Genomic DNA, 25,223 nt, shown 5'->3' on the forward strand with positions numbered 1-25,223 from the left:
AGATTTCACTCAAAAACTGATGGGGTTAGGAAACCTCACCAGCGGTGGTGGGTTGTGCTACACGACTGCTGAGAGTCCGCCGTCAATGTTGATCGCTGTTCCAGTGATAAATGATGCACATTCGGAGACAAGGAAGGCGACGAGATGACCTACTTCACTCGGTTCACCTAAACGTCCAAGCGGATGTTCCGCACCGCGTTCCTCCCAATATTCCTCAAGTGTTCCCGGTGAACCCGCGGCTTTCCACGCGCGCTCCCCCTGAGCACTTTTAATTGAGGTGAGGCAGACGGTGTTAACCAAAATGTTGTGAGGTAAGAGTTCTTTGGAGAGTGCCTTCGTCAGAGCAATGCCAGCGGCTCGACTAACGGAGGTGGGGCAGGAACCCTCACTGGGCTGTTTGCCTCCGGGATGCGTGATATTGATAATCCTTCCACTACCGTTGTTTTTCATGTGTGGGATCACCAATCGCGCACAGCGCACAGCACCCATTAACTTAAGGTCCAGGTCATCGTACCATGCTTCGTCGCTCATGGTTTCAAAATCGCCACCTGCTGAACGACCGGCGTTATTGACTAAAATATTGATCTTTCCAAAGTGGTTCGCGGTTTGTCTGATAAAATTCTCTAACGTCTCAGGTTTCGTTACATCAGCAGGGATTGCGAGGACTTCACCGCCGGTTTGTGTGCGGATCTCTTCAGCAGCGTCCGCTAAGACTGTTTCGCGTCTTCCGCAAATTGCGACTTTCGCGCCTTCTTCACATAAACGGCGCGCGATACCTTTACCGATTCCCTCGCTTCCACCAGTAATCACTGCGACTTTTCCAGTCAATCCGAGTTCCATAATTCCTCCTCAGTATTTTTGTAGTTGTAGGACCATAGTTTCATGATGTCAGGTCAAGGAAGCGATTGCTTGAGGAACTGCCTGTAAGACATCGCTTGCGATGAGTCCGTGCATCCCAAGTTTCTCCGCGACGATGTCTCCTGCTAATCCATGTAGATAGATGCCAAGTGCGGCTGCCGTTTCGCTTGCAATTCCTTGTGCCATCAACCCAGCGATGACACCTGTCAAAACATCACCCATGCCTCCTGTTGCCATGCCGGGATTACCTGTGGAATTGATCCACGCGTCCCCATTTGCGTCCGCGCTAACGGTAGGTGCACCTTTAAAGACAAGCGTTAAACTGTGTTCGCTTGCAAACTGCTGGGTAGTGTGGATCCTGTCTTTTTCTAATGTAGACACTGAAGCACCCGTTAACCGTGCCATCTCACCGGGATGTGGTGTGAGTACCGTCTCTCTGTCGAGTAATGAGAGGATGTTTCTGTCTTGTGAGAGGGCGTTCAGTCCATCCGCATCGATGACCATCCGTAAACTGAGTCCTTGCTCCCGATTCTCGCGTATCAATTGATGAACAAGTGAGACTGTTTCTGGATGTTGTGAAAGTCCGGGACCGATTGCGAGAACAGATTTCGTTTTTTCGGCAAATTCGAGAATGGCTGAAGTCGCAGATACTGCCAGACTCCCCGCTTCGGTTTCTGGCAGTGGTAAGGTCATCACTTCCGGCAGAAGACCTTCTAAGATTGGGTTGAGATGTTTCGGTGTAGCGAGTGTCAACAATCCAGCACCAGCACGCAAAGCCGCTTCGCTTGCGAGGGCGGCGGCACCTGTCATGCCTGTAGAGCCAGCGACGACAAGGACGCGCCCATAACTCCCTTTGTGGGAGGCGGAAGGACGTGGTGGCACCCATTGTGATGCCTGTGTTGCCGTTGTCCAGTTTACCTTAATATCTTGTGTGTCTACGACCTGTTCCGGAAAGCCGATGTCAACGACCTCCAGTTTTCCAGCGAGTTCAGCACCTGGATGCATCAATAGACCTCTTTTCGGCAAGCCTATCGTTACCGTTCGATCCGCTTGTACGCAGGTGCCTAATGGATGTCCCGTATCCGCATCCAAACCGGAGGGTAAATCGACCGAAAGGACGGGTATAGGTAGGCTATTGATAGCATTAATTATGGAAGCGATTGGGCTGCGCACGGCACCACGCAACCCTGTGCCGAAAATAGCGTCTACAAAGAGTTCACAACTCGCTAAGGTAGTAGGCGCATCCCCTGTGTCGTAAAACCCTGTATCCGTCAGGATTTCCTCAATTTGTAACCCTAAACGTTTCGCAATTTGAAGATTGATCTGTGCCTCGCCGGTGAAACTATCTGGTGGGGAGACGAGGAAGATACGTACGTCGTCCCCTACGTGGGCGAGTTGGCGTGCGATGACGATTCCATCACCGCCGTTATTGCCTTTACCAGCAAAGATGCCGATCCGTTGGCATGTGGGATAATGTCGTTTAATCGCTCGGACGATGGCACTCCCGGCGGTTTCCATAAGAACAATACCGGGAATGCCGATGCCTTCAATAGTGTCCTGATCGATCCGACGCATTTCCGCCGCGGTCACGACTTTCATGTTTTCATTTTTGCGCGAGGCGAGAAACAAACAGTTTGGTTTAACTGCGGTGTTAACATAAGTTCCGCAAGCCTCCGTTGCCCGCTTACTGCTGGCATTTTTATGCGGTGTCCTGCTGCAATTTGTCTGCGAGCACTAACAAGTGGGCTTCCATTTGGTGGGTTGCCTGTTCTAAGTTCTCCTGTTCTATTTGTACTTCTTGAACCCGTTCGTCCTGATGGGTTTGGAGACAGAAGTTCAAATTTGTGCGGAGGTCGAACAGGCTCTGTTGAATGTGATCTTGGAAAGTGCCTTCCGGGTACATCCACCGTCTACCGCGTGTCTGCCGGAGGTTGAAGTGGCAGTGCCCATTATCGCTGCCAAAGCAATCGAAGCGCATAATTTCATCGTCATAAACGTACAAGGAAGCCGCAGGACCGCGTCCACCGGCATCGTCACGCCAGTATGATTCTAATCGGACATTATCTTGGATGGGGTATTCAACCAGGTCGTGCTTTTGATTCGCCATCTGTAGTCCCTCCTTGGGTATTTCTGCGTGGTTAAAAGAACCTCGCCTACAGTAACAGATAAAAAAGTGACTTGAATTTCGGGCAGATTTGCGCTAAAGTATAGCAGCATTAAATACAAGCGTCAACATCAAAATTAAAAAGCAGATAATACAGAAGAAATGGAGTAACAACGTGCATATTTCGATTGCTGATGCGCGACAACTCGCTGAGACTTTTCTAACAAAGAGTGGTATGCCACCAACGGATGCCACCATTATTGCAGATATTTTATTGGAAGCGGAACTCCGTGGGCGAAAAACGCACGGCTTTATCCGGTTAACTGGGATTAAAACCCGCTATGAACAGGGCGAACGGGCTGATATACAGATTGATGAGGAGAAAGGTCAGTGCGTCCGAGTTAACGGTGGAAACCAACCCGGTTATCTTGTCGCGTATCGAGCAATGGAACTCGCAATTGGGCGTGCGAAGCAGACCGGCGCAAGCATTGTAGGTGTTTACAATACGTCGCATTGCGGTATGGCAGGATACTATGTTGATATGGCTCGGAAAGCGGATATTATTGGGCTGCTCTTTGCGGACTGTTTGCCCCGAATTACCCCTGAAGGCGGTACGGAAGCCATTTTGGGAACAAATCCGATCGCCGTTGGAATCCCTTCTAACACAGTCCCACTCCTATTCGATATGTCTACCGCTGCGATTACCAACGGAGATCTGCTCGTTGCTATGCAGGGGGACACCCCAATCGCTGAAGGACTTGCATTTGATCCGGATGGTGAACCTACAACGAATGCAGATGCGGCATTAAAGGGGAGCGTTCGGCCTTTCGGTGGACATAAGGGGTTTGGGCTTGCCCTCATCACACAAATCCTTGCCGGTGCGTTAGTCAACGCTGCGACAATCCCACCGCCCGGCACAAACTACGGTCTACTTATTATCGCTATTGACCCAACAAGTTTTGTCCCATTGACACAGTTCAAGGCAGAGGTTGACGCGCTTATTGCGCGTGTCAAAGAGAATCGATTGGAGGACGGCGTTACGGAAATTCTCATCCCCGGTGAACGGGCGTACCGTCAGAGGGAAATCCATCTTGCTGATGGCATCCATTTAGATGACACACTTGTAAATCAATTAACGTGTTAGATTGTGTAGGCGAGGTCATCTCGCCCGTTAATAACTTGACCGAATCGCAAGGAATAGTTAAAAGACGGTATAGTTCAAAATCGCGTAGTCCATAACGAAGTGAAGGACGGATATACGTCGATTAGTGTTATTTAACCAATTCACTTGACCGAACCGCAAGGAATAATTAAAAAATGGAAACTACTTTTAAAGCAGGCGTTATCGGTTGTGGCGGACGTGGACGCTCGCATGCACGCGGGTATCAAGCTTCTCCAGATGTAGATATCGTCGCCTGTTCTGACCCAGTTGAAGATGCACGAAACGATTTCGCAGAGCAGTTTGAGGTACCCAACACCTACGAAGACTATCAGGAAATGTTGGACACAGAATCCCTTGATTTTGTGAGTGTCTGTACGTGGATTGAACTCCATAAACCTATGGTCGTCGCTGCCGCCAATAGCGGGATTAAAGCCATCCATTGCGAGAAACCGATGGCACCCACTTGGGGCGATGCCAAAGAACTCTATCAAGCGTGTGTTGATAACAACGTGGTCATAACGTTTTGTCACCAACGTCGTTTCGGTGCCCAATTTGTCAAGGCGAAACGCTTGGCAAACGAGGGTGCGATCGGTGAATTGCGGCGGCTTGAAGGCGCGTGCCCGAATTTACTTGATTGGGGAACACACTGGTTTGACATGTTCTTTTTCTACAATAATGACGAACCTGTTGACTGGGTTATCGGTCAAATAGATGTAGCGGGGGAAAACACTGTTTTCGGTGTTCAGGTTGAAACCAGTGGGGTCTCGTGGATTCGCTGGAAGAACGGCGTTGAAGGTCTACTTGCGACGGGTGGTACGTCTTTAGGAGGTTTCGGCAATCGTCTCATCGGGACGAAAGGCATCATTGATGTTGGTGGTGGTGGATCCCCGTTGCGGATGCTCCGCGAGGATGGGGACGGATGGGAAGTGCCTGACTTAACCGGCTTGGTTCCTGAGCGCGACGCAACGACACTTTCTGTACTTGATCTTATTCACGGTGTAAAAACCGGACGTGAGCCGGAGCTCAGCGGACGCAAGGCACTTCAGGCGACTGAACTCATTTTTGCTACGTATCAATCAAGCCGAGAGCGTGCGAAGATTAATTTACCGCTCACAGTGGAAGATTCCGCCCTGTTGACGATGGTTGCTAATGGGGATATTGGCTAAAACTTATGTCTATAGGCTGCAAGCGCGGTTTGCAACCAACCGCGCACTGTAGCGATATTGTGTTCCTCTGGGTTTCTATAATTTTATCAACCTAATTAAAATTTTTGCGTCTAATCTAAAATAAAGGGGATTGTCACACGTCTGTTCCCTAAGAACGTGAAATTAAACAATTGAAATCAGTGAATAGATACGGAGAAATTGTCAACACACTCCTTTCAACGCCAGAGGCGCGTTCACGTGTGCAAAAAAATGCGTTTGCAGGATGCCTCTGATTGTATTTGAGGCGTGGGGGTGCGGACACCGCGGCAGGGTGCGGAACCTGTCCCGGAAAACTGTGAATTAACGCGGATCGCCGGAGTTTGACGATCTTCGGGGCGCGACAAGCAGGGAGAAACGAGTGTCAAAAAATAAAAATATGTATGGCGTAACTTGCAAGTCGATACACAAAAGTCGAAATCGACGTGATGGTGGAGATTACCCTTCCACCAAATTCCCAATCCGCTCGGGTGTGGTGAATTTTCTCTTTTTTCAAATTTTTATCTGTCTCGCAGCCCTAATGATAACTCCCAACGTTTGGGCAGCTCTGACGAGTATGTCGGTGGATGCAAGCGGTGATTTGATTTTCAGGGGAGGTCGTGATAGGCTGCTTATTACTTTCACTGTTGATGATAGAACTGATGAAGATGGGGATCCGTATACTGTTACGGCTACGAGGGGTGATGTGGATAGAGCACTCATTGCTCAAGGGACTGTGTTGCCAAACGAGACTGTTCGCATCCTCTGGGACGGAAGTGCTAACGGGCAACAACTTCCAGACGGGCCATATACCATTAAAGTTGTTCTCAACAGAGAGAAACAGGAAGGCGAAGAGGATGGCGATAGAGTAAAGACAGGACCAGATATTATTTTGGATGCAACTCCCCCTCGCATCTTCGAGATAGAAGCGGATGACGATGACACTGAAGCGGATGACACTATTAAAATTACCGAAGGCAAAGTTATTGAGACATCCATCTCTTCCATTACAGTAACGCCGGCTCGAGATGACGGGAGTCCAATTGATTTCGGTCCAAATTTATCGAATATCGTTTTGAAGAATGAGCGCGGGACTACCGTAGCGGGTTCCTTCAACTACACAGACGACGGCACAGATGGCAGCACACTAACCCTTACTTTAGAAAATCCGCTGGATGCCGTTTCTGAGAACGGGACCTACACACTTGAGATTACCCTGTTTGATAAAGCCCGTAATGACTCAAAAAGCCAGACGAAATTTACCTTTGATTTTGGTGATGAGCTACCCAGTTTACCAACAAGCATTGCCACCAACAGAGGGAGACTTACACCTGGTGCTTATGTTAACCAACAGTTAAGTTATGTTGAAGCGACATTCGCAGATAACCTTGGAAGTGGCATTGAATCCCCTAATTTCAACATTGAACTTTTTCGTGTTACCCAGTCCGATGGTACTGTATTGAATCCTCCTCAACAGATACCCGGGCAACAGACACAACTTTCTACGAATAGAATTCGATTGCAGCTCCTATCACCCTTGTCACCGACAGGAGGTCTTCAAGACGGTGAGTATGAAATTCGGATTACTGATCCTGACAAAGAAGGTGCCGATGCTTCAATTCTTACGATGCGTTTTCACTATGACAATCTTGCACCGGAACTTGTTTCACTAGAACCCGTCGAGGAACCCGTCGAGGCCGATAAATTTAACCGTATCGGTGACACAATCTACCACAAACTTCCACTTACCCAGTTTGTCGTTGAATTCAGGGATGATTCTGTGGTACGGGTCCCTCGAATTGTGTTCGGTACTCCCGGGGAGGATGGCATCAATGCGCTTGGGGGTAGGTCTTTCCCTGGCACAAATAGTAATACACTAATCTACATATTGGATAGACCGATTGTGAGTCGAGATGGAAGCCAAGATGGACGCTATATACTCAATGTTCAGGCGACAGACATCCTCGGTAATACCAGGACTTACAATTATCGGATTATCTACGATACGCAGCCACCGACGCTCATCTCTACGATGCCAGCTGCCAATGAAACTGTCTCCGAGTTATCACAGGTTGAGGTGAAACTCAATGAGAAAACCAGCGGCATTGATTTCATTCAGAGCAGCTTCCGACTCACTCGTAATGATAATGGCGTACAAGTAGATGTACCTGTGAACATAACGAGTAACGGCACGGGTACAATCACGCTGACGCTCACGGAACCGATTGCCCTAGACGGTTCAGACGACGGTACCTATAGAATTGAAATAACCCCTACTGACCGGGCACGCAACAACAGTGGCCCAACTGCCGTGACTGCCGTGCGCGAGTTCTACCTTATCAGTCAAAAGCGTGAACCCGAAATCCGACTGACAATGCCTGCAACTACGACAGTCAACAGTTTGACGACGGTTACAGCCGAAATCACTGGTTATATTGGTGCAGGGATTGATTTTGATGCTTCGATGCTGACTGTCAGAGACTCTCAAGGTGCTCTCATTGCACAGGAAGATCTTACGCGTGATGAAGCGAGCAACCTGCTAACTTGGACTGCTCGGACACCTATCGCACGTGATGGAAGCGCAGATGGTACATACACGGTAACTGCGACATTTGTCGATTTTACAGGACAAAGTTTTACACAAGAATTCCGGGTCGTTTTAGATACACAATTTCCCACGATTGAAAATGTTCAAGTGGCAGCCGAATCCCCAACGCTGCTTGCTGAGGATCGCACCACAGATATTGCCGACTCTGTTGGTCAGATAACTGTTGCGTTTGATGAGACGGCAGGTGATGTTGATTTTGGAGCGACGGTTGTATCGTTGATGGGACCCGGTGAGACCGTTATTCCTGTCAACCGAGTTGACAATGGACAAGCCGTTTTGACACTCAATTTCCAAGCCTTGACGCAGCGCGGTGAATATACATTGTCAATCACGCCACAAGACCTCGCTGGGAATCAGAGTGCGGCACCGTTCGTCTATCGGTTCCGGATTGATGTCGCCTTGCCAGCAGTTACTTCTGTTCTTATTGATGGTAAGGCTGGAACGCTCGTTTATGTCAACGGTACCGCTGCTAACATCGTCGCCAATTTCACCGATTTGAGCGGTGTTGGTGTCGCCTTAGGTGATGGTGGCTCAACTATCACTGTCACGAACCCCAACGGCATTCCTGCCCCTGGTATCACCACAGCCACTGGCACAAACCAATTGACGTGGACTCCCATTGTTCTTCCGACAGATGGGAGTGCGGATGGTCGCTACACCGTTACGGTTACACCGATTGATAACGCCGGAAGGCAGGGCGATGTCGTCTATCGTCAATTCCTTTACGATACGCAGGAGCCGCGCATCACTGCAGCGACACCACTAACATTGAATGCCCCTGTCTCTTATGTCAGTGGTGGTTTGAATCAACTCACATTTACGGTCGCAGATGTAATTCCTGGTGAAGGTATAGAACCTTCGGATATATTGTGGGAATCGCAAACGATTGAATTGCTGGGTGCCTCTGGAACTGCAGTACCGGCCGCTCTAACGTATGATGAGTTAGCGAGTCAACTCTACTTGACGCTATCGTCTCCATTCGCGCAAGATGGGAGTGCGGATGGCGAATATACCGTGAAATTAGGGATTGTTGACAGGTCCGGAAATCTGTTGGATGCGGAATACACTTTCATTTATGACTCTCAAGTCCCGTCTCTTTCCTCTGTGAGGGTGAACACTGAGCCACCAGTGGCACTTGTGCCAAATCGAATTACCGAGATTTTGGAATCTGTAAGCAGTATCACATTTGAATTTGAAGAGGCGACGCGCGTTGATTTTGCCAATACTCAGGTTACCTTGACGGGACCGACTGGGGAAACGATCCCGCTGACGTTGGAAGACAATGGCACGACGGGTCTCACTGCGAGTTTTCTCCCGTTGGTTCAAGTCGGTATGTATACGTTATCAGTGACGGCACAGGATGTAGCAGGGAATGTTGCCCCCGGTGCTGTTGATTACCGGTTCACTTTGGATTTAGCGTTGCCACTTGTCAGTTCTGTTCTGATTGATGGTAAGGCTGGGACGATCGTTTATGTCAACGGTACCGCTGCTAATATCGTCGCTACTTTCGCCGATTTGAGCGGTGTTGGTGTCGCCTTGGGCGATAGTGGCTCAACGATTGCTGTCACGAGCCCCAGCGGCATTCCCGCACCCGGTATCACCACAGCCACAGGCGAGAATCAATTGACGTGGTCTCCCATAGTTCTTCCGACTGATGGGAGTGCGGATGGTCGCTATACCGTTACGATTACACCGATTGATAACGCCGGAAGGCAGGGTGATGTCTTCTATCGTCAGTTCGTTTACGATACACAGGAGCCACGTATTACAGCGGCGACATCACTAACATTGAATGCCCCTGTCTCTTATGTCAGTGGCGGTTTAAGTCAGTTCACGTTTACAATCGAAGATGTAGTTCCTGGTGAAGGTGTAGAGCCTTCGGATATATTGTGGGAATCGCAGACGATTGCGTTGTTAGATGCTTCAGGGAATACGGTTCCGGGGACACTGACGTATGATGAGTTATTGAGCCAACTCTACTTGACGCTCTCGTCTCCGTTTGCTCAAGATGGAAGTGTTGATGGTGAATATACCGTCAAGTTAGGTATTGTTGACAAGGCGGGGAATCGTTTGGATTCGGCGCATATTTTCATTTATGATTCTCAAGTGCCACGTCTGTCTTCTGTGATGGTGAACGCTGAATCTCCAGTGGAACTTATACCAGAAGGTATTACTGATATTTCTGAATCTATAAGTAGTATCACACTTGAATTTGAAGAGACGACGCGCGTTGATTTTACGAATACTCAGGTTACGTTGACGGGACCGGGTGGAGAAACGATTCCGCTGACGTTGGAAGATAATGGCACGACGGGTCTGACGGCGAGTTTTCTGTCGTTGCGTGATGTTGGTGTGTATACGCTGTCTGTAACAGCACAGGATGTGGCTGGGAACTTTGCGTCGGGTGCTGTGAATTACCAGTTCGCACTGGATTTAACATTGCCAAGTGTGAGTTCAGTGATGATAGGTGATAAGTCAGGTGATGTTGTTTTCATCAATGGTAGCGATACGACGATAGTAGCAATCTTCTCGGATGACACCGGTATGAGTCTAACCGAAGGTGGTTCAAGCATCGTCGTAACCAGTAGTGCTTCAGGTGCTGCAGTGCCGGGTCAGATGCGTATGGAAGGTGGTAATCAGTTGATATGGCAACCACTATCGCTGCCGACGGATGGAAGTGTTGATGGCAGATATACTGTAGAGATCACGCCTGTTGATACGTCAGGCAGGCGCGGTGAAGTCGTCTATCGTGAGTTTATCTATGATACAGAGGAGCCTCAAATAACAGCGTCGTCTCCTTTGACGTTGAGTCAACCTGTGTCTTATGTCGGTGGTGCTTTGAGCCAGTTGACGTTTACGGTTGCAGATGTGGGTCCCGCGGATTTAGTTTTGGAAGATCAAACTGTAATACTCGTTGACGCTGCTGGGGATCCAGTTTCATCAGTCATGACCTATGACGAGTTGACGAACCAACTCTATCTGACACTTTCCTCTCCGTTTGCTCAAGACGGAAGTGCCGATGGTGAATATACCGTCAAGTTAGGCATTGTTGATAAAGCGGAAAACCGTTTGGATTTGGAGCATGCTTTTATTTATGACTCCCAAGTGCCTCATCCTTCATCTGTGATGGTAAACACGGAGACACCAGTGGAGCTTATACCGGGGGGTATTGCTGATATTTCTGAATCTATAGGCAGTATCACGCTTGCATTCGAAGAGATGGCCCGCGTTGATTTTACGAATACTCAGGTTACGTTGACGGGACCGGGTGGAGAAACGATTCCGCTGACGTTGGAAGATAATGGCACGACGGGTCTGACAGCGAGTTTTCTCCCGTTGGTTCAAGTGGGTATGTATACGCTGTCTGTGACAGCGCAAGATGTAGCAGGGAACGTTGCACCGGGTGCTGTTGATTACCGGTTTGCGCTGGATTTGGCATTGCCAAGTGTGAGTTCCGTGATGATAGGTGGTAAATCGGGTGATGTTGTTTTCATCAATGGTAGCGATCCGACGATAGTAGCGACTTTTTTGGATGACACGGGCATTGGTTTAACGGAAGGCGGTTCAAGCGTTGTTGTAACGAGTGCTTCAGGTGCTGCAGTGCCGGGCCAGATGCGTGTGGAAAGTAATAATCAGCTGATATGGCATCCGTTATCGCTGCCAGCCGATGGGAGTGTTGACGGCAGATATACCGTAGAAATCACCCCGATTAATAAAGCCGGTAGGCGTGGTGAAGTTGTTTCTCGCGAGTTTATCTATGATACAGAGGCACCTCAGATAACAGCGTCATCTCCTTTGACGTTGAGCCAACCTGTGTCTTATATCAGTGGCGATTTGCGTCAGTTGACGTTTACGGTTGCAGATGTGGGTCCTTCAGATTTGTTATGGGAGTCACAGACGATTGCGTTGTTAGATGCTTCAGGGACTACGGTTCCAGCAACCGTGACATTCGATGAGTTAGCAAGTCAACTCTATCTGACGCTATCGTCTCCGTTTGCTCAGGATGGAAGTGTTGATGGTGAGTATACCGTCGAGTTAGGTATTGTTGACAAGGCGGGGAATCGTTCGGATTCGGCGCATATTTTCATTTACGATTCTCAAGTGCCAAATCTCTCTTCTGTGATGGTGAATACTGACCCACCCGTGGAACTTGTGCCGAATCGAAATGCCGAAATTTTGGAATCTATAAGCAGTATCACACTTCGATTTGAAGAGGCGACCCGTATTGATTTCACCAATACCCAGATTACCTTAATGGGGCCAGATCCATCTGGGGCAACTGATGACTCTGGGGTGCCTATTGAATCTGAGTTCCCGCTCACTTTACAAGATGATGGCGCGTCTCAGGTTACCGTCAATTTCTTGAAATTGGAACAGATCGGTTCGTATACGCTCTCTATCACACCGCGGGATGTGGCAGGAAATGCCGCGTCCGGTCCTGTTGCGTACCGCTTCTTTTTGGATATTCCCCTACCACGTGTGACTTCTATTGTGATCGGTGAGTCCGAGACGACAGAAAGCAGTGATGTCGCTTATGTCAACGCAAGCAATATGATCATTGGGGCGTTCTTAGTTGATCCAACAGAGACGGGATTATCTTTCGGAACTGAAGGATCGAGTATTACGGTGGTGGATGCCAATAACACGATTGTGCGCGGTGCAGCAGGTTCCAATGGGGAAAATGTAATCGTTTGGGAGCCGATAGGGCTTACATCTGATGGCACTACGGATGGGCGGTATAGCGTATACGTTATACCCGTTGATCAAGCTGGACGGCAAGGCAGCACTATCTATCGTGAGTTTGTTTACGACACCCAAGAGCCAGAGATAATAGCCGCGGACCCAATCAACTTAAGTCAACCGGTTTCCTATATCAGTCGGAGTTTGACACAGCTCCGCTTCACTGTCGCGGATGTTGGTCCCGCAGACCTTATCCTATCGGATCAGCAAGTTAGTCTCCGCGATGCGAGCGGCAGTTTGGTACCAGCGCAACTCACGAATGATACCGACAACCAGCTCTTTCTCACGCTTGATCAGCCCTTACCACTTGATGGTAGTATGGATGGTGAATACACTGTCCTTATTGCGTTAGCAGACAAAGCAGGAAATCCGTATACGGTTGAACATTTGATTATCTATGATACCCAAGCACCCACCCTCGTTAGCACAGTTCCTGGTGATGGTGCTCTACTCACCGAGGATGTCACAGAGATACAGGTAACCCTCAATGATGAGGGGGGTAGTCGTATCGACTGGGCAACGACTACGGTAACCTTGGTTGACCCGAATGGAACGCAAATATCTGGTGAACTTGTCAGTGACGGCGCAACAAAGTTAACCCTTACGACGAATCAGCTTGTTGCAGATGGACGTTATATCATTCGTGTCCAAGCTGTTGACCGAGCAGGCAATGGCAATGCAACCGTTTTTGAACGGAGTTTCCTCTTGTCAAGACGCTTGCCTACCGTCATTTCGACAGAACCGACTACAGCACCGAAAGATGAAGCCTTTACAAATGAGGAGCTTGAGCGGATAGAGGTGAGACTTGAAACAGATGATGAAAACCACCTGTCAACGCTTCGTCTACTAAACAATGTTGAGCAAGTCGTTGCGGGACAGCAACGGCGAACAAGTACCCGGCTGATCTATGATCTCGTGCGTCCACTCGCAACGGATGGATCCGAAGATGGTGTTTATACCATTGAGTTTACACCGATCAGTGCCTCCGGGCGGAGCGGTGGCGTTCAACGATTCACCTTCACCTACGACACCCAGTCACCGGAGATTGAGACTGATGAAGTAATTAGTCTCGTCGTTGTACAATCTGAGGTTAATAATTCTCTGACAGAGATTCGTGTCAATCTCACCGATGAAACGTCTGGGATTGATTGGAAAAACCTTGATGAGAAATGGCTAACCTTTGAACGCCTCTCGCCAAACCCGACGAAAATTTCAGGACGGGTATCTGACGATGGACAGGGCAACCTCACTTTCCGGCTCACTGTCCCACTCGCTGACAACGGTTCTGCAGATGGTGAATACAAAATCACTATTAACCCCAAAGACCGCGCAGGAAACGACGATGAACCCTACCAAAAGGTTTTCGTCTATGACACCAACCCACCGACAATTGATGAAAGCACGTTGCTTATCAATGAGTTACCACTACTTGTTGACATCAATGCGGTGGATTATCCGACTGCAGTTTCCACAACGGGTGGTGTCGTCATCCAAGCAAATATCTTTGACACAGGGTTAGGAGTCAACTTGGCGCAATCAAGGATTACTGTGAGGAGTCCCGACGGATCGGAAATCTCCGGCAGTACGCAGCAGAACGGCGTTGACACACTCATTTTCAAATCCGATGGACTCACGCTCCAAGGGGTTTATAAGATCACGGTTATCAGTGTCGGAAACGACTCCGAACTCCTCGGATTCGCACCAACGGACTCAATTACCGCCGAATTTCTATATGAAACGACGGAACCAACTGCCGCTATAACGAGCGATGGTGGTGAAACCGAACTAACTGATAAGGCACTACCGTTGGAAGGGACAGCCTCTGATCCAGCAGGCACGCAGCGGGTTGGTGAGGGTGAGATTCCGGTCCCGGCATCAGGCGTGTGGCTTGTAGAAATCGTTGGTACCGGTCCCGACAAGCAGCCTATTGAGCCAGTCGCTGCTGTTGATGACAGCGATGCGGAACAGGAACCGTGGAGCGTCTGGTCTATTGATTTCCTGCCAACGCGTTCTGGTGAATACGACTTAGATGTTCGAGTTACCGACAATGCGGGGAATTACGCCATTTACGACATTGGTACGTATACTATGTCTGTGTCGCTCACCTTCCGAGGTACGACCTTTGGATGGCCAAATCCGCTTCGGCTCTCGAAACGGGATGTTGCGTTCTTTTCCTTTGATGTTAACGTTCCACTTGGAGACACGATCGAACTTACACTGAGCATCTACGATTGGGGCGGTGACATGGTACTCTCGCAAACGTATCCTGATGTTGTGTCGGGACAGCGTAATGACCAGTTGGTGAAATGGAATTTGGAGAACCAAGCGGGCACTCCTGTCGCACGAGGACTCTATATCTTCCGCTTGGAGGCTGTCAATGCAGCGGGGAATCGTGCGAACGTTGTTGGCAAAGTGCTGGTCGTGGAATAGTTGTCAGAGGAATAGTTTTCAGTACGAGAACGAGTACGTTCTCTTTCAGTTATCGGTTATCAGTTAAGAGGTTATCGTTTAACAAAACCCTCTTGTAACTGATGGTTGACAACTGATGACTGATAACTATTAAAACTGATAACTGAAACCGATTACAAAGGAGAATTTATAATGCTGAAAAGGCGAACCGGTCTAATTATAATGGTGCTTCTCGTAGTAAGCGCGACTGCTCCATGCGTACACGCGGTGAGTATCCATGATGGCGCAGGAACAACCGGTGCTGCTTTCCTAAAAATTGACGGGGGAAGCCGGCCTGTTGGAATGGGAGGTGCTTTTGCTGGACTTGCCAACGACATTAACACTATTTTTTGGAATCCAGCAGGGTTGACCGCTGTACACGACCAAGAATTGACTGCAATGCAACACTTTTCGTTTGCAGAGATTAACAACCAAACCATCGGATATGCACAGCGAGTAGATCGGCTTGTCTGGGGCGCGAGTTTCCTCGGCAGTTTCACTGAAATTGAACGCCGGCAGGGACCAACAGAAGATCCCGATAGTACTGTGACGGTCGGCGGTTTTGCCACGGGATTATCTTTCGCTTATCCGCTTGGTACAGCAGTGTCAATCGGTGGCACGGCAAAGGTAATTTCAGAGCAGCTCGACATTCAAAATGCCTACGGTGCTGCAGCAGATGTGGGTGTGATCTTACGTTTGTTTGACAATCATCTTGGGATTGGGGTTGCTGTCCAAAACGCCGGCGTATTGGATGGTGGGGAGAACCTGCCGATGGCAGTCCGGGCAGGTGTCGCTTACAGAATGTGGAAGCAGCCTATAGTAGAGGACGGAGCAGAAGAAACAATGCCGCCGCGTGAACTTTGGGCATTCGTCGCCGATGCCAACCTCCCGCTCATTGATGCAAATCCGAGTTTTCACGTCGGAGCAGAACGCTGGTTTTACGATAGCGTCGCTGCACGCCTTGGATACCAGATCGGAATGAACGAGAATCCGAGCAACGGGTTATCGCTCGGTGTCGGGGTACGACGTAGCGGTGAGGACGCATTAGCGAATATCGACTTCCAATTCGATTACGCTTTTGTCCCAGACGCTTATGTCGGCAATGCACATCGTGTTTCTTTTATCACGCGCTTTTAGATAGCAATCAGCAGTCAGCCTTCAGCAATCAGCCATCAATATGTTTGTTGTAGTTTTCGGATGACTTGTGGCATCTACAAGAAGTCTGGCTGCCACAAAAGCGTAACTGAAAGCCGACTGCTGAAGGCTGACGGCTATTAAACACTCGCTTCGAGCATTCGCTCAATTGGCGCGCGGGCTTTGTCAATAGTTTCGGGATTCAGTGTAATCTCATATTCGTCGAGATCCGCGTCTTGGTCAATTGCCTCCAAAATGTTCGCTATTTTACCCAAATTTACCTGTGCCATGTGTGAGCATCGGACTGAGCAGGCTGTCCAGAATTGAACATCTGGGAATTCTTGTGCAAGATTCGAGGTTAATTCACACTCCGAAGCGACAAAGGCACGTTCAATTTGGTTTGCTGCAACGCGTTCGGCTATATCCTTCATAATCTGGCTGGTGCTGCCGTAAAAGTCTGCTTCTTGTAGGACATTCGGACGGCATTCCCAGTGTGCGTAAAGTTTACGACGCGGGTGTCCTTTCGGGATTTCAAACGATTCACGAATTCCGAGAAGGTCCTGAAGTGTAAATTTTTCGTGGACTTCACAGACTGCACCGCGCGCTGTGTTGTCTTTGCCGGGATAGACGACATTCTTCTCGCCCTTCAGTTCTTCCTCCAAATTCTGTGCAAAGAAGATATCGGGCACAAAGATTATTGTATCCCCTGGCATTGTTTTCGCGATGTGTGCCGCATTCGCCGACGTGCAACAGATATCCGATTCTGCTTTCGCGTCGGCGTAACTATTCACATAAATCATCACCGGCGCGCCGGGATAAAGGGCTTTCAACTTCTTGACGTCTTCTGCGCCAAAGTTATCGGCGAGTGAGCATCCTGCTGTTTTGTCTGCGACCAAGACTGTTTTGCTCGGGCTTAAGATTTTCGCTGTTTCCGCCATAAACGGCACACCGTTAAAGATTAGATACGGTGCCTCTGTTTTCGCAGCGAACATACTCAAACCGAGTGAGTCGCCCTGCTCCTCTTTTTCTGATAATCCGAAAACGAGTGGCTCCATATAGTTGTGACCGAGCATCACAACGTTATGTTTCTGCTTCAGGGTCCGTATTCTGTGGATGGTTTTCGCGTGAGCTTCTATATCGAGAAACGTTAAGCTTGGGTGGTGGCGGTTGTACAATTCCTGTTTAACGTCCTCAAGGCTCAATTCCGTCGGACAATTCGGGGCATCTGTTGCGTCGGGAGTTTCTCCCTTAGAATGCATGACAGTCATTTTTCTGGCACGCTCCAAGTAGATCGCTAATCAAAATGGCTGGTACATGGAACCGGCATACGCGCTTGCAGTCTGGGAAACTGACTAATTGTGCCTATTTTTAAATAGGAAACCCGCAGGCTACGTTCTGAATAGCGATTCTTTTTTTATTCATTCCTATTAGAATACCCGCAAAATTTTTTTTTGTCAAGCCTAATGTATTCAAAAGGTCACATAAATGCAAAATTTTTGTCTAAAATCAAGAAAAATTTGTGCTATTGGGCTTATTCTATGCTTAATTTGGGGGTTAGCACCAGCTGCGGAAAGTATTTCGGTTAAATTAAGAGGGAAAATTGCCTTGGGTGGGATTCTTTCGTGCCTCGCGTATGTGACACACACGCTTGTTAAACGAGACAAGCGGGCAGTAGAGGAATTACATCTTCGTCTCGGCCCGCCTGATCGCGTTGTTCAATTTGAACGTGGATTTGACCTATGGCGTATCGACGCTTATGGGGAACAGTCTTATGTGTTTCGGAACAACCGTTTAATGCCCGAAAAGCCTCTGAAAGCTGTCTGTTCTACTTATGATGTGCCACCAAATTCCATAGAACGGCTTCGCTGGAATGGTGGAAGCCCAGAAGAAAGGAGGGAAGGATGGAAGAAGTGCGCTTCCAGTCTTCCAGTCTTCCACTCTTCCGTTCTGCCGCCATTTCTTATTGATACGCCTTTTTCAGGGAACCCCAAGTGGTTGTGGCTTTCCCTTTTGCATCCACGGCGAGCCCCTCGACTTGGATTTTCCTATCTTTATCGGTTGGGAGACGAACATCTGCTTGATCAGCCACAGTGGCTTTCACATTAGTTGTCACGAAGATGGCATCTATCATGGTGGCATCTTCGCGCACCCCGATACGAAGCACCGTCTCACCTGGTTCTTTGAATTTCCATTCTCGGTCAAACGTGCCGCCATCTAACCAGTGATTGATGCGGTCCCAGTGCCATGCGGCACCTTGTGCGACACCCCAGCGGAACTCGGTGTTCTGGGTTGCTTGCGCGTCTTCGTCGGGATCAGCGGGTTGCCAAGTCACCCAGAACGAATCACTATTGCCATCCCAAGCGATGACGTGCCCCCACAGCGCGTAGGTATCGGGTTGAGGAATATTGATAATAAACTCAGCATAGCCTCTACCTCCACCACCTGTGGCGGCGGCACCCTCCATCCAGATGAATTTTCCGTCGGATGCGTTCTTATCGTCCGCTATAATCATGGGGTCTACAATCTCGTTTGCTAACTCGGCTTCCAGGGCAATTTGTACTTCAGCATGAAGTCCAGCAATCCCGCATAAGAATAGCCCCAGTATCATCAGTGTCAATGTTATTCCGTATTTCATCGCAAACCTCCTTTCTTAATGGTTGTCAGCTGTCGGCTATTGGCACGTGGCTGGAAGGAAACTGGATGGGAGAATCGGTGCCCTAATCTTCTAAGCCTTTCTCCCTTCTATTTCTCCTCTTGCTGACTGCCAACCGCCGACTGCTGATGGCTATTAACTATCTTCTCGCTTTGAGCTTTGCCCATGTTGTGGCGAGTTTATCTTGTGGTTCAACAGGTACTAAGGAATCTGCTGGAATCGGGTCACGGGGACCTACTTCCGCTTCGTCTGCAGAAAGATTGTCGGTGATGAAGATCACATCTAACATGGTGGCATCTTCCCGGACTGCGATACGGAGCGTTGTATTCCCAGCTTCCTCGATCTCCCATTCCCGATCAAAAGTACCGCCATCTAACCAGTGATTGATGCGGTCCCAATGCCACTCGTCACCTTGTGCGACACCCCAGCGGAATTCGGTGTTCTGGGTTTCTTGGGCATTTTCATCTGGATCGGCGGGTTGCCATGTTACCCAGAAGGAATCGCTATTTCCGTCCCAGGCAAGGACCTTTCCCCAAAGCGCGTAGGTACCGGGTGCCGGGATAGGCAGGTTGTATTCTACCCAGCCTTCACCACCACCGCCTGTAACCGGCGGCCCCTCCATCCACACGAACTGTCCACCGGAAGCATTCGCATCATCGGCGATTTCCATCGGTGCTTCGATCGTATCCGCCATTTCTGCCTCAATTGCCCGCTCATAGCCGTAGCTTATACCGCTTGTTAGCAGTAAACTGAATATAAAAAGTGTTCCTAACACTAAAGTTTTGAAATGCATAAAAATCTCCTTTTTTATCAGTTGTCGGCTGTCAGTTATCAGTGATCAGTGAAGAGGTTTTCATGTAACAATTTACCGCTTCTTGGAGTAGGTCAAGAATATAATGCAAAAACAAATTTGGGCAAAAACAAATTTGGTTTCCGCATCTGGGCAAAATTTGAGTATATTGTTACAAAAGTGCCTCTTTACGGACAGCCGATAATTGATGACTATTTTGTTATGGGGTTCGGATTTTGCCCCAGAGTTGAATCTGTAACGCTGAAGGTGCTATCGGCAGCGCATCCGAACTACTTGTCCATTTTGGTTGCGTTGCCCATGCACCGTTATTAATCAATTCACGTCGGTCGGTTCCATCGGCACGCATGAGATGGATAACCCATCTACCGTCCTTCTCGAATTGGAAGGCAATGGTGTCTCCATCAGGTGCCCACGCTGGAACAGCCTCATCTGTTGGTGTGTCAGTGAGAGCCTGTTTATTTTCGCCATCAATTGCATCCATGATGTACAAGTCGAAATCAGCGAATTCTGCCTCTTGATGCATAGCGGCATACACAATCTGCTTACCATCGGGTGCCCACGCTGGATAGGTATCCATTAGCGGTTGATGTGTTAGTCGCTGTTCCACCCGACTGTTGACATTGACCACGTATATATCCCAGTTGAGTTCCCGTTTTGAGTGGAAAACGAGGGTGTTTCCATCAGGTGCCCAAGCGGGTGCCTCATCTTGAAACGGATTTTCGGTGAGGTGAATTACCTCGCCATTATCGAGATGGAGCAGATAGATGTTGAAATGCCCATTGCGATTTGACGTAAAAGCGATGCGTTTGCCATCAGGAGCCCAAGCCGGTGCTTTATCCGTTGCAGGGTGGTGTGTCAACCGTTGCTGATTGGTTCCATCAGCCTGCATCACATAAATTTCATGATTCCCATCGCGCCGGGAAAAGAAGGCAATCTGCGTGCCGTCAGGTGCCCATGTCGGGTAGTAATCCGCTGCAGGGTTACGCGTGAGATTCGCCGGTTGCTTTCCGGTTGTATCTGTTAGGTAGATTTCCCAGTCCCCGCTCACATCCGAAGCAAACGCGATAATCGCTGGTGGATGCGACTGGCACAAAGCACTCCCAATTAAAAGCGCGAACATCACAAAAACACTGCTCTGATATGTTAACAGAATTCGCATTTTTTGTCTATTTTTTTAAGTTATCGGTTGTCAGTTATCAGTTAAAACCGATAGCCGTTATCAGAATTTTCCGTCGCGGACCTCGAAGTAGGTCGGTTTCCTGAGTGTGGTGCCACCTATCCGAACCCATTCTGCCATCCACTCAATCATCTGTTCTAAAGAGACACGCGGGTATCCAAACAGTCGATGACATTGAGAGGCATTGCTTAGCAGTGCTGTTTCTGCCTCCTGTCCCTCAAAAATCGGCGATTTGTTGAGGAGTGTTCCGAAACGCGACGCAAGGGAGCGTATAGAAACAGTCTCTGGACCCGTTACGTTGAGAATCAAGGGTGGACTTTGGCAGTGTGCGAAAGCACGCAACGCAATCGCGTTAGCGTCCCCTTGCCATATTACGTTTACATTGCCCATTTTCAGGGAAATTGATTCCTCAGTATAAACTTTTTCGGCGATATCCAACAATATCCCGTAGCGGAGGTCAATCGCGTAATTCAAACGTAGGATCGCCATCGGTGTGCCGTATTGCAGTGAAAAATGGGTACATATTCGTTCACGACTCAGACAGGATTGCGCGTATTCGCCAATCGGGGAAACGGATGAATCCTCAGTTGAACCGCCGTGAGAGACTGGGGTCAGTGGGTAAACATTTCCTGTTGAAAAAACGACCAGCCGAGAATCTTTAAATTTTTCCGCTACACGTCCCGGCATATAACTGTTCATTGCCCATGTCAGGTGCTCGTTGCCTGTTGAACCGAATTTCCTGCCTGCCATTAAAATTACGTTTTGAGTGTCAGGCAAATTTTGCAGATATTCTTCCGAGAGCAAGTCAGCAGTGATCGTTTCGATACCGGCTTCATGTAAATCTTCGCGCAGCCTTGGAGCCGAAAAACGAGAGACACCGGTAACCTTTTTGGTAATACCCGCACAATCGATTGCGCGTTTTGCCTGTTTGGCGAGTGTCGGCCCCATTTTTCCACCGACACCGAGAATGAGGATATCCCCTTCCAGTGCAGCGATTGACGCTATCACCTCGTCTGTCGGTTCTGATAGTCGTGATTCCAGTTGGATTTCTGTTTTTATCAAGGGTTTTTTAACATTTTTAACAATTGAGTTTTACTCGTTTTCGGACAACAGAGGAAGCGGTTTTTGCGCTCAAAATTTTTCGCTGTAAGAACGACTTCAGCAGTTTCCGAAAGAAAGAAAGGTAAGCGAAGCGCGCCGAGTAACACTTGTAGGAGGAGTGTCTAACCTCGATTTAATTAATACTCAGCCTTGATGTTTGCCCACGTAGTGCTTAGTTTTTCTCTGGGATCAACGGCGAATAAAACGCCATTATTCATGTCGGCTTTAATTTCATCCTCACTCAATGCGCGGGTATAAAACGCGAACTCGTCAATAAAACCATTGAGATGTTGAATATCTGCTTCATTGTCCTTACCCAGAACGATGGCACCCGTCGGTGCGGCAAAGATCGTAAACTTTCCGCTCCACGCCTCTTCCGCTACAACTTTACCGTTAAAATAAGACTTTTGGACCTTACCGTCATAAGTGCCAGCGATATGCACCCACTTTTTGACTGGAAGTTCGGGAATTGCTGTACGATGCTCCGTATTTTTGGTGTCGTAGATGTAAAATACCATCTCCCCTGCGCCTTCAATGAAGGTTTCGGCGGGCCATGCGCCCGCTGTATTCAGTGCTTCCCAAACTTGCTGTGTGTCACCGGTGATTGCGCTAAGCATCACCCAATGTTCCACGGTCATCTCTGCTAACTCAACGTCTGTCAACCCCGGGACTTCTGGTGGACTTTTAATAGCACTTCCGCCATCAAATTCCATTGCACCGCCAAGTTTACCATCTTTACTCCATTCTGCACCTGAGATTTCGCCGTCAAACCCGTTACCACTATCGTCTGTAACCTCTTTTTCATCCTTGTCGAAGGAGTAGTAGATTAGCAAATCTGGATCATTCCGAATTGCCTCAACGTTTGCTGAAAGCGCGAGAACAGTACAAAAAACTAACCAAAATAACACCCTTTTCATCGTTATCTCCTTTTCTATTTTAAACAGAGAGCCTAAAATTTTAGAGGTTTTGATGGTTCGTTAACAAGTTATTTGCTGATTATTGGTTGCTGACGAGGTTTCAAACCCCGCCAGCAACAATATATGTGTCTTTTCGATAAGCCGAAGTTAAGTTATCTGTTCGACTTAATGTTCGCCCAAGATGTGGCGAGTTTGCCTTGTGGCTCTACCGGTGTCAGGAATGATGCAGCATCTTGGTTCATGCTTGCTTTGATCTCATCTGCTGAAAGCGCGCGATTCCAGAGCCGCACCTCATCAACGCTCCCTGTCCATGCTTCGCCGCTCCAAGTGCCGATTTGCACCGCGCTCGTATTTTGTGCAGGCGCGACTGGGTTGCCAGACTCCTCGGAGTGTGTTACTTCGCCGTCTACGTAGATCTCCACTAAGCCGCTATTATCATCCGTGTGGGTGTAGGCGAGATAATACCACTTGCCTGTTTCGAGTGCTGTTTCGTTGTCGTTGATGTCTTTGAATCCACCGGCTGCGCCATTAGTCCAAACTTTGATACCGTTCGCTGGGTTCATGCCGAATCCAAAGCCGATATGTCGGGTTGCACCGCCCTGTCGAGTGCCGAAGATAATGGCGTGCGCGCTTGGAAGCCGATCCAACTGCACCCATGCTGCTTGTGTGATTGCTCCTTCTATATGAAAGGCAGCATCGTCTTCAATGAGAACGTGATCTGCTGAAGCCGCAAATTGCAGTGCCGTTCCGTGCTTCCCATCAATCCATTTTGCATTGCCCTTTAGCTCACCCTCAAACCCGTTTGCGGATAAATCTTGGGTCGCAGTACCGGAACCTTCATCAAGTGGCATGTATAGGACGAGTCCTTCCATTAGGTCCGCGTGAGAAAACGTCACACATAAGAGTAAACAGAGTGTGATTGTTGAAAAGAGTTTCATGGAGTCTCCTTTTATAGTAAATTATAGAATTAAGTTGACGTTTCAATAGAAGCGGAAATCTCCATCGCCGCTGGCGAGGATTGTATCCTCGCCTCTTGCAATGTCCAAGTAATTATAGATTTTGCTATAGTTGAAAAGTGAAAACAGTCTAAAATTATACCGAAGTTCAAAAAGCAAAAACAATAGTTGTTTTTTTCTTCTTGCATGATATACTAACAGATTTTCGTTTTTGTCTCAATACAGAAAATTTTATTCCAAAAAACAAGTTGTTTTACTTCACACGCCTCATCTTGTGGAGATTTAAAAAAGTTTGCAATACAGATGCTTGTGTGATATAATTAAAAAAACTTGACAATTTTTCCATGGATGACCTATAATTTGCACTGGAACCTAAAAAAAGACTTGACGAAGTAAGTGTGTTTGTGATATTATACACGCGAAAATGAAAAAATCTTGACATTTAAGGTTCAGATAGTGTATAATTTATGGTAACTTGAAAAAAGTTACCTCCCGAATGTGTTTCTGGTATACTGAATACAGACATCGGGTTTTGTACCGTAACGCCCCATAGTTACGTTACGGTAACCAAAAGATATGAACGTTATGTCCTATAGGCGAAAATTGCCAAGGACGACAAACGACCATGAATAACCGAATTGTTAACTTTCAGTTAAAAAAAGTAGTTAGTCAAGATGTCCGATGCGGCCTTGACACGTCAGCGGTAGTGAACCCTTGTGCTGCCTTACGTCGCGTTATCAATATTAACTATCCGTTTTACCCCCCCCGCCACGATTTAACTGTGAGTTAACTTTATCCAACCTTTGTTCCATCGTTGCCCGCTTGGTAAGGGTAACCACTAATCCACTTATACCATTTCTAATAAGACGCACGCGAACCCAACCAGTAGAGAAGGCACTTCTGTGCTTGCTTCTTGCTGGGTATTTCTTTTCGCGTCCGTCCTATCCAGTAACCTGTGTCCGACGCAGCACCTTGGATTCCCAAGCCGGAAAATACCCCAAGGTGCTAAATCTGTTTAACTTTGCTGGCTCTGGCAAGCCATTATCTGCGGACACACAATTCACGATTGTTAATTATGATCAAACTGATAGCAGGCAACTCCGCCTGCCACGAAATGCGGGAATTGACCCGCGAACAGTCTTCGCGCCTACTGCCTTGAAACCGCGAGGCGTGAGTGACGCGAACCCTGCGCGGCACATACCAAATCCCGCGCGTCGTATCCCTACTGCTACTGCAGTGGGATTGGTGCATGTACTTAGGCACATCAACACAATTTGATTTTTTCAAATTTAACACTATGTAATAGGAGAATTTAAATGAGGGTGTTTCATAAATCATTAATATTCTATCGAAAGACAGTTTTAATGTGTGTG

15 protein-coding genes are annotated in these 25,223 nt (G+C 48.2%); 5 read left to right on the plus strand and 10 right to left on the minus strand.

All coding sequences use genetic code 11. The annotated features are described in order from the left end of the window. Positions 1–57 precede the first annotated feature (57 nt). From OXH39_20490 to OXH39_20500, 3 genes are all read right to left on the minus strand, one after another. Complete coding sequence (locus OXH39_20490) at positions 58–840, minus strand: SDR family oxidoreductase (protein MCY3552845.1); 783 nt, start codon at positions 838–840, stop codon at positions 58–60. A 48-nt stretch (positions 841–888) separates the two neighbouring features. Further along, the gene (locus OXH39_20495; protein MCY3552846.1) at positions 889–2,457 is read right to left on the minus strand and encodes an NAD(P)H-hydrate dehydratase; all 1,569 of its coding nucleotides are present in this window, start codon (positions 2,455–2,457) and stop codon (positions 889–891) included. A 100-nt stretch (positions 2,458–2,557) separates the two neighbouring features. Then, the gene (locus OXH39_20500; GenBank protein MCY3552847.1) at positions 2,558–2,965 is read right to left on the minus strand and encodes a hypothetical protein; all 408 of its coding nucleotides are present in this window, start codon (positions 2,963–2,965) and stop codon (positions 2,558–2,560) included. Between the two features lie 172 nt (positions 2,966–3,137). Here OXH39_20500 and OXH39_20505 point away from each other — a divergent pair, with 172 nt between their 5' ends. The 4 genes from OXH39_20505 to OXH39_20520 all read left to right on the plus strand — a co-directional run bounded on the left by OXH39_20505 (position 3,138) and on the right by OXH39_20520 (position 16,238). Further along, entirely contained in the window at positions 3,138–4,106 is a 969-nt protein-coding gene (locus tag OXH39_20505; GenBank protein ID MCY3552848.1) for an Ldh family oxidoreductase, read from the plus strand. Positions 4,107–4,279: 173 nt separating this feature from the next. Next, positions 4,280–5,290, plus strand: a complete 1,011-nt coding sequence (locus tag OXH39_20510) for a Gfo/Idh/MocA family oxidoreductase (protein ID MCY3552849.1) — start codon at positions 4,280–4,282, stop codon at positions 5,288–5,290. A 397-nt stretch (positions 5,291–5,687) separates the two neighbouring features. Then, a complete protein-coding gene (locus OXH39_20515) occupies positions 5,688–15,083 on the plus strand; it encodes an Ig-like domain-containing protein (GenBank protein ID MCY3552850.1) in 9,396 nt (3,131 codons plus the stop codon). A 171-nt stretch (positions 15,084–15,254) separates the two neighbouring features. Further along, on the plus strand, positions 15,255–16,238 hold the full coding sequence (locus OXH39_20520) for a PorV/PorQ family protein (GenBank protein MCY3552851.1): 984 nt from the start codon (positions 15,255–15,257) through the stop codon (positions 16,236–16,238). Positions 16,239–16,375: 137 nt separating this feature from the next. Here OXH39_20520 and OXH39_20525 read toward each other — a convergent pair whose 3' ends face one another. From OXH39_20525 to OXH39_20555, 7 genes are all read right to left on the minus strand, one after another. Next, a complete protein-coding gene (locus OXH39_20525) occupies positions 16,376–17,494 on the minus strand; it encodes a quinolinate synthase (protein MCY3552852.1) in 1,119 nt (372 codons plus the stop codon). Between the two features lie 701 nt (positions 17,495–18,195). Then, positions 18,196–18,870, minus strand: coding sequence for a hypothetical protein (locus OXH39_20530; protein MCY3552853.1), 675 nt, complete (start codon positions 18,868–18,870; stop codon positions 18,196–18,198). 157 nt (positions 18,871–19,027) lie between these two features. Then, complete coding sequence (locus tag OXH39_20535) at positions 19,028–19,681, minus strand: hypothetical protein (protein MCY3552854.1); 654 nt, start codon at positions 19,679–19,681, stop codon at positions 19,028–19,030. Positions 19,682–19,898: 217 nt separating this feature from the next. Further along, positions 19,899–20,858 (minus strand): hypothetical protein, encoded by a 960-nt coding sequence (locus OXH39_20540; GenBank protein ID MCY3552855.1) that lies wholly within the window; start codon positions 20,856–20,858, stop codon positions 19,899–19,901. Positions 20,859–20,918: 60 nt separating this feature from the next. Next, entirely contained in the window at positions 20,919–21,935 is a 1,017-nt protein-coding gene (locus OXH39_20545) for an NAD(P)-dependent oxidoreductase (GenBank protein ID MCY3552856.1), read from the minus strand. A 179-nt stretch (positions 21,936–22,114) separates the two neighbouring features. Continuing rightward, positions 22,115–22,894, minus strand: a complete 780-nt coding sequence (locus OXH39_20550) for a LamG domain-containing protein (protein ID MCY3552857.1) — start codon at positions 22,892–22,894, stop codon at positions 22,115–22,117. A 152-nt stretch (positions 22,895–23,046) separates the two neighbouring features. Continuing rightward, on the minus strand, positions 23,047–23,832 hold the full coding sequence (locus OXH39_20555) for a LamG domain-containing protein (GenBank protein ID MCY3552858.1): 786 nt from the start codon (positions 23,830–23,832) through the stop codon (positions 23,047–23,049). Between the two features lie 1,020 nt (positions 23,833–24,852). Here OXH39_20555 and OXH39_20560 point away from each other — a divergent pair. After that, positions 24,853–25,128: a hypothetical protein gene (locus OXH39_20560; GenBank protein ID MCY3552859.1), complete on the plus strand. Its 276-nt coding sequence runs from the start codon at positions 24,853–24,855 to the stop codon at positions 25,126–25,128. Positions 25,129–25,223 lie beyond the last annotated feature (95 nt).

The organism is Candidatus Poribacteria bacterium (assembly GCA_026702755.1).
GTDB lineage: Bacteria > Poribacteria > WGA-4E > WGA-4E > WGA-3G > WGA-3G.

Bases quoted from the DNA above. Each gene is read 5' to 3' on its own strand.
- OXH39_20540 (MCY3552855.1), bottom strand. From the start codon at position 20,858: ATGCGAATTCTGTTAACATATCAGAGCAGTGTTTTTGTGATGTTCGCG.
- OXH39_20490 (MCY3552845.1), bottom strand. From the start codon at position 840: ATGGAACTCGGATTGACTGGAAAAGTCGCAGTGATTACTGGTGGAAGC.
- OXH39_20500 (MCY3552847.1), bottom strand. From the start codon at position 2,965: ATGGCGAATCAAAAGCACGACCTGGTTGAATACCCCATCCAAGATAAT.
- OXH39_20555 (MCY3552858.1), bottom strand. From the start codon at position 23,832: ATGAAACTCTTTTCAACAATCACACTCTGTTTACTCTTATGTGTGACG.
- OXH39_20520 (MCY3552851.1), top strand. From the start codon at position 15,255: ATGCTGAAAAGGCGAACCGGTCTAATTATAATGGTGCTTCTCGTAGTA.
- OXH39_20550 (MCY3552857.1), bottom strand. From the start codon at position 22,894: ATGAAAAGGGTGTTATTTTGGTTAGTTTTTTGTACTGTTCTCGCGCTT.
- OXH39_20525 (MCY3552852.1), bottom strand. From the start codon at position 17,494: ATGCATTCTAAGGGAGAAACTCCCGACGCAACAGATGCCCCGAATTGT.
- OXH39_20535 (MCY3552854.1), bottom strand. From the start codon at position 19,681: ATGCATTTCAAAACTTTAGTGTTAGGAACACTTTTTATATTCAGTTTA.
- OXH39_20510 (MCY3552849.1), top strand. From the start codon at position 4,280: ATGGAAACTACTTTTAAAGCAGGCGTTATCGGTTGTGGCGGACGTGGA.
- OXH39_20495 (MCY3552846.1), bottom strand. From the start codon at position 2,457: ATGAAAGTCGTGACCGCGGCGGAAATGCGTCGGATCGATCAGGACACT.
- OXH39_20530 (MCY3552853.1), bottom strand. From the start codon at position 18,870: ATGAAATACGGAATAACATTGACACTGATGATACTGGGGCTATTCTTA.